6 protein-coding genes are annotated in these 5,034 nt (G+C 72.9%); 3 read left to right on the top strand and 3 right to left on the bottom strand.

What is annotated here, in order from left to right; all coding sequences use genetic code 11:
• Window positions 1-46 precede the first annotated feature (46 nt).
• Complete coding sequence (locus AOK23_RS41655; RefSeq protein WP_055717592.1) at window positions 47-745, bottom strand: 2-phosphosulfolactate phosphatase; 699 nt, start codon at window positions 743-745, stop codon at window positions 47-49.
• Window positions 746-857: 112 nt separating this feature from the next.
• Complete coding sequence (locus tag AOK23_RS41650; RefSeq protein WP_206336436.1) at window positions 858-1,376, bottom strand: MarR family winged helix-turn-helix transcriptional regulator; 519 nt, start codon at window positions 1,374-1,376, stop codon at window positions 858-860.
• Between the two features lie 51 nt (window positions 1,377-1,427).
• Here AOK23_RS41650 and AOK23_RS46290 point away from each other — a divergent pair, with 51 nt between their 5' ends.
• The 3 genes from AOK23_RS46290 (at window position 1,428) to AOK23_RS41635 (ending at window position 3,395) form a co-directional block, all read left to right on the top strand.
• Window positions 1,428-1,736, top strand: a complete 309-nt coding sequence (locus AOK23_RS46290; RefSeq protein ID WP_420823800.1) for an alpha/beta hydrolase fold domain-containing protein — start codon at window positions 1,428-1,430, stop codon at window positions 1,734-1,736.
• A 52-nt stretch (window positions 1,737-1,788) separates the two neighbouring features.
• The gene (locus AOK23_RS41640; protein ID WP_055717590.1) at window positions 1,789-2,121 is read left to right on the top strand and encodes a hypothetical protein; all 333 of its coding nucleotides are present in this window, start codon (window positions 1,789-1,791) and stop codon (window positions 2,119-2,121) included.
• A gap of 116 nt (window positions 2,122-2,237) precedes the next feature.
• A complete protein-coding gene (locus AOK23_RS41635; RefSeq protein WP_107102999.1) occupies window positions 2,238-3,395 on the top strand; it encodes a hypothetical protein in 1,158 nt (385 codons plus the stop codon).
• 74 nt (window positions 3,396-3,469) lie between these two features.
• On the opposite strand, the gene AOK23_RS41630 is transcribed toward AOK23_RS41635, so the two are convergent.
• Window positions 3,470-4,954 carry an NAD-dependent succinate-semialdehyde dehydrogenase gene (locus AOK23_RS41630; RefSeq protein ID WP_055717588.1) on the bottom strand — a complete coding sequence of 495 codons (1,485 nt, stop codon included), beginning with the start codon at window positions 4,952-4,954 and terminating at the stop codon, window positions 3,470-3,472.
• Window positions 4,955-5,034 lie beyond the last annotated feature (80 nt).

Raw genomic sequence — 5,034 nt, 5'->3', positions numbered from 1 at the left:
CCTTTCCGGTCACAGCACTGGACCCCACTCCCGGCGCGGGCTCCGGTCAGCCCGCGCCGGACGGGGTGTCGGGCACCGGGGCAGGGCGGAGGACCGTCAGTGAGTTCTCCCGGCGTGCCGTCATCGCGAAGGGGAACCTGTCGACCTCCAGGCAGAGGTCGATGTCGTCGGGGTGGTATCCGCTGCGCAGCCCGGCGGCGAGGTCCGCCGCGGCGCGGGACGTCCTCGCGCGGTGCACGTACGGGGCCGCCTCGACGCCGTCCCCCGCCATGCGTCCGCCGATGTACTCGGCGCAGGCCAGGTCCTCGTCGGCGCGGCCCTCCTCGCCCGTGACGACGAAGGTCACCGGGCCGGAGGCCCGTTTCCGCAGGTAGCGCGCGGTGGGGCCGGCCACGACGAAGCTCGCGCAGAGGACCAGTGGGGAGTCCGCGACGGCGAGCGCGCCCACGGTTCCGGCGGTCGTCTTCTGCACCAGCGTGCGACCGGCGAGGTCGTGCCCTTTGAGCAGGGCGGGCGAGTTCACCGCGTCGAAGCCCTCCGCCGGGGGACCGTCCTTGAGGGCGAGCCACCCCGGGCGGCTCTCCTTCAGGGCGAGCGCCTCGCTCTCCGTCGAGGCCAGGACGATCTTCTCGACGCCGAGCGAGAAGGCCCAGGCGGCCACGGTGAAGGCGCGCATGACGTCGATGACGACCGCGACGCGGGGGACGCCGGTCAACTCCGGGATTCCCACGAAGTGATGATCCATCGGACCATGATGCCGTGCCCGCCGGGGATGCCCTGCCCGCCGTCCATCCATGCCCGCCGTGGATGGCGTATCCCCGCCCCGGGCGCCGGCGTCGGCTGGGGTTCCGCGCGCTTCAGCCGGTGTGCGCCGGCTCGGCGGGCTCCTGCTCCGTCGCGTCGTTGGCGTGGGTGAGGAAGTCGTCGACCATGCGGTGGAAGAGGCCGGCGAGCTGCCGGAGTTCCTCGGGCGACCAGTCCGCCAGGGCCATCTGCATGCCGCGGACACCGGCCTCGCGCACACGGTCGATGGCCTGCTGCCCGGCCGGGGTGAGTTCGATGCGCTGCGCGCGGCGGTCGTCCGGGTCGGGGACGCGGCTGACGTAGCCGGACTTCTGCAACTGCTGCACCTGGCGGGTGACGTGGGAGGCCTCGACACCGAGACGGTTGGCCAGCTCCCCCGGGCGCATCGGCTCGGAGTCGGCGATCTGCCGCAGGAGCGCCACGGCGGCGCGGTCCAGCGGGACGCCGGCGAGGCTCATCAGACGCTCGTGCGCCCGGGCCCGGGTGCTGAGGTAGGTGATGCGGGTGAGGGCACGCTCGATCTCGACCACCTCCGGGGAAGCGGGGTCGAGGGGCAGCGGTGAGGGGGACATGGGACCCCACTTTACCATATGGTTGCCTGACTCAAGTAAGTTCACCGCGGCATCCCTGGTCAACCCCCCGACCCGAAGCAGCGCGCCGATCGCCTCGCCTCACCGGCCAACGCCGCGGACACCGCCGATCTGACGGGGATCGCCCCGGCCTTCGTGGTCACCGCCGAGTACGACCTCCTCAAGGCGGAGGGCGTCGCCTACGCCGACCGGCTCCGTACGGCCGGGGCGCTGGTCGGCCACCACGACGTCACCGGCGCCGATCACGGCTACGACGCCGACGACGAGGGCAAGGCCCGCGAGGTGTACCCGCTGATCGCCGAACACGTGCGGCGTGCCCTCACCGGGAGAAAGGCGTCCTGACGCATATCCCTCCGCGTCACATGGCCCGGCCGCGCAGGGGTACGCGGACCGCATGAATGACGGCAAGGCAGGCAAGGCACCAGATCCCAAGGAGAGGGCCGAGCAGGCGGAGGCGGCCGAGGAGGCACGCGCCGCCGCTCGTCCCTTCAGTTATCCGCATCCCGAGCGGCGCGCCGGGGTGCGCGCCACGCGGCACATCAGCCGGGAACAGGCCGACGCGGACAGCGTCCCCGGCGTACCGGGCGGCTACGGCAGCACCGGCGGCGATCAGGCGGGCGGTCGCGGCACACCTCGTCCGGGTGACGACACGGCGGACGAGTCCGGCGTGACCGATGTCGTCTCGGGACGTGAACCGCAGGCTGATCGGGGAGGTGAGGAGCGGTAGGTACCTCGAAGACGGTCGCGGGGCGGACGCGGGGGCGGGCGGGACCCCCGGTGATCTCCGCCGGGCCGCGACGACGATACTGGCAGGCGCACGTGCCCCTGCTGCCCGATGGACTCATGCCTGCCTCCCCCACAGCCCGTCCCACGACGCCTCCCACGGTGTGGCCGGCGCGCGGCCGCCACGTCGGACCCGACGCGGAGGACGTCCTCCGCCACACCCTGCGCCGGCTCAAGGACAACCGGACCATCGACGACTTCCTGGAACTGCCCGACCCCGGGGGCGATTCCCCGGAGCGTGTCTTCCAGGCCCGCTGGCGGGTCGCCGGCGAGGTGACGGTGCGCGCCCGGCTGAGCCTCGCGCCGGATCTCGGCGCCGGGCGGGAGTGGACGATCGTCGCGGAGGCGGAGGAGCCGTGGGACCCGGCGTGGCCCTCCCCCGTCACCCGGTTCTGGCCGGAGTACGGCGACTGGGACCACGACGCGGCCACGGGCCTGTCGCTGAGCCGGATCAACGCCCTGCCCGAGGACGACAAGGACGCCCGCCGTCTCCTCAGGGACGCCGGGCACGCCGGATGGTGCGTCCACGTCGTCGTCCACGAGGCCATGAGCACCGACGAGCGCGGCCGGCTGCCGCTGGCCCGGTGGCTGGCGCCGAGCCTGCGGCACCGCGTGGTGGAGCACCGTGCCGCCCCGCACCAGCTGCGGGTGGTGAACTGGGCGCTGCGGGAGTTCGACCTGGAGATCCCGCGCGGCGGCGCCGTCGTACTGCCCGGCAGACCCGCGCCCGCCGACCTCGACGCCGGGGAGTTCTCCGTACGCGCGGTGTTCCTGGACGGTTCGGAGCCGACCGACCTCATCGCGGCGGTGACGCGGTTCGCCGCGCTGCCGCGGCCCCTGCCGGACGGCGCGGACGCCGCCCTCACCGCGCTGCGGGAGGAGTGGCATCTGCTCACGCTGGAGGAGGAACTCGTCCGCGAGCGGAAGCTGGTGGCGATGTACGCCGAGGCGCTGGAGGCCATGACGCAGTCCCGGGACCTGTACCGGGAAGCGGCCGAACGTGCGCACGAGGCGCTCGCCGTGTACCGCGAGTCGGCCGCGGCCGCCCCCGCCGAGCAGCAGCCGTCCGCGACGCAGTCGACGTCCCCCTTCCAGCAGCTGACGCGCACACTGGAACGCCTGAAGGGCGGCCCCAGAACCTGGCGCCCCGACCCCGCGCCCCGGCCCGGCGACGGCGAGAGCCAGACCTCCGCCAGGCCGGAGACGACGGAACCCTAGGCTCCCTCGCGCCTCGCGCTGCGCCGCATGCAGCGCGAGGTACTCGGGCAACCGCGTCCCCGGACGCGGCTTGCTCAGGTATGGAAGCCAGGCATCGACAGGTACTTGAGCTGCTGGTACTCGTGGAGGCCCTCGGGTCCGCCCTCGCGGCCCAGGCCGGACTGCTTGATCCCGCCGAAGGGTGCCGCGACCTCGGAGACCAGGCCGCGGTTGATACCGACCATTCCGGCTTGCAGCCGGGCGGCGATCCGCCGGGCGCGGTCGATGTGGGAGGTCATCACATACGACGCGAGGCCGTGCTCGGTGTCGTTGGCCACCGCTATGGCCTCGGCCTCGGTGGAGAAGCGGTGGATGGCGGCGACGGGACCGAAGACCTCCTCGTGCATGATCGCGGCGTCGGCGGGGACATGGTCCAGCACGGTCGGCGCCGCGTAATGGCCCGGCCCGTCGGGAATGTCCGCCTCCGCGACGACGACGGCACCACGGGCGACGGCGTCCTCGACGAGATGGCGGACCTTGTCCACTGCCCGGTGGTCGGCCAGCGGGCCGAGCCCGGTGTCCTCCCGGTCCGGTGCACCCACCCGGATGGCGGCGATCCGTTCGCCCAGCGCCGCGGCGAACGCGTCGGCGATTGACTCCTGGACGAGGAACCGGTTGGCGCCGACACAGGACTGGCCGCCCAGCCGCATCTTCGCGATCATCGCTTCGCGGACCGCGAGGTCGAGGTCGGCGTCGTCGAAGACCAGGAACGGCGCGTTGCCGCCCAGCTCCATCGAGGTGCGCAGCACCCGCGCACCGCTCTGCTGGAGCAGTAGCCTGCCGACCGGTGTGGACCCGGTGAACGACAGCTTGCGCAGGCGGGGGTCGGTCAGCAGCGCCGTGGTGACCGCTGCCGCGTCGCTGCTGGTGATCACGGTCAGGACACCGGGTGGCGCGCCGGCCTCACGAGCCAGCTCGCCCAGCGCCAGGGAGGACAGCGGGGTGAGAGCGGCCGGTTTGAGCACGGCGGTGCAGCCGGCGGCGAGGGCTGCGGCGGCCTTGCGGGCGGCCATGGCCAGCGGCACGTTCCATGGGGTGATCAGCAGGCAGGGTCCGACCGGTTCGGCGACGGTGACGATGTGACCCCTCCCGTCCGGGGAGGGGGTGCTGCGCCCGTGCGGACGGACCGCCTCCTCCGCGTACCAACGGAAATAGGCCGCGGCGTAGTCGACCTCGCCCCGGGCTTCGGTGATCGTCTTGCCGATCTCCAGGGTGATGATCCGGGCCAGACGCTCACGGTGTTCGAGCAGGGAGTCGGTGAGCCGGTGCAGGACGGTCGCACGGTCCCGTGGGCTGGTGCGGGCCCACTGGTCGGCAGCCGCGGCCGCCGCGTCCAGTGCGCTCACCGCGTCCTGAGGGCCGCAGTCGGCGACGGTGGCGATGACTTCCTCGGTTGCGGGGTTGCGCACCTCGAAGGTGCGGCCTCCGGTGGCGGGTTGCCAGTCGTGCGCGAGGAAGCCACGGGGGACGGATTCCAGGACTTCCGACTCCCATGAGGGAGCGGTGAGCGTGTCAGTCATGCGCGTGGCTCTTTCGCTGATCGAAGACTGGTGTGGTTGAGGGAGCACGATCGGTGAGTGGTCATACGGCCTCACCTCCG

Source organism: Streptomyces torulosus, from assembly GCF_001419765.1.
Classification (GTDB): domain Bacteria; phylum Actinomycetota; class Actinomycetes; order Streptomycetales; family Streptomycetaceae; genus Streptomyces; species Streptomyces torulosus.
The sequence above is the reverse complement of the archived record's forward strand: the minus strand, read 5'-3'. Positions and strand labels throughout refer to the sequence as shown.

What these genes read in the sequence shown, in the direction of transcription:
- AOK23_RS41655 (WP_055717592.1), bottom strand. Translation starts at nt 745, where the DNA reads ATGGATCATCACTTCGTGGGAATCCCGGAGTTGACCGGCGTCCCCCGC.
- AOK23_RS41635 (WP_107102999.1), top strand. Translation starts at nt 2,238, where the DNA reads ATGCCTGCCTCCCCCACAGCCCGTCCCACGACGCCTCCCACGGTGTGG.
- AOK23_RS41640 (WP_055717590.1), top strand. Translation starts at nt 1,789, where the DNA reads ATGAATGACGGCAAGGCAGGCAAGGCACCAGATCCCAAGGAGAGGGCC.
- AOK23_RS41650 (WP_206336436.1), bottom strand. Translation starts at nt 1,376, where the DNA reads ATGTCCCCCTCACCGCTGCCCCTCGACCCCGCTTCCCCGGAGGTGGTC.
- AOK23_RS41630 (WP_055717588.1), bottom strand. Translation starts at nt 4,954, where the DNA reads ATGACTGACACGCTCACCGCTCCCTCATGGGAGTCGGAAGTCCTGGAA.